Source organism: Halomonas borealis (assembly GCF_004798905.1).
In the GTDB taxonomy this organism is placed as follows: Bacteria; Pseudomonadota; Gammaproteobacteria; order Pseudomonadales; family Halomonadaceae; genus Halomonas; species Halomonas borealis.
This window is the reverse complement of sequence record NZ_SDMO01000150.1, coordinates 1-232: the sequence shown is the minus strand read 5'-3', so window position 1 is coordinate 232 and position 232 is coordinate 1. Positions and strand designations below refer to the sequence as shown.

Sequence of the window (232 nt, the reverse complement as noted above, 5' to 3'; positions counted from 1 at the left end):
GATGACTATTCAAAGACTCTGGGTACAGGGAGAAGATATTTGGCATAAGGACCAACTCTCTGATAAAGAAAAAGATTTAATTTACAAGTTTGGTTTAGTATCTAATGCAACAGCCGTAAAAGACGAGGGGAAATGGGTAACACACGGCGATCCAACAGAAACAGCCATCATCAACTTCCTTATCGCACATAACTCTTATCATCCTGATAAAAATCCCCCGCGTCTCTTAGAA

Annotated in this window: 1 protein-coding gene; it reads left to right on the top strand. The window is 40.1% G+C overall.

Annotated features, from left to right (window positions below; genetic code table 11):
• Positions 1–232: hypothetical protein (locus ETC07_RS16480; RefSeq protein WP_136249356.1), on the top strand; the 232-nt coding region annotated here is incomplete at both ends.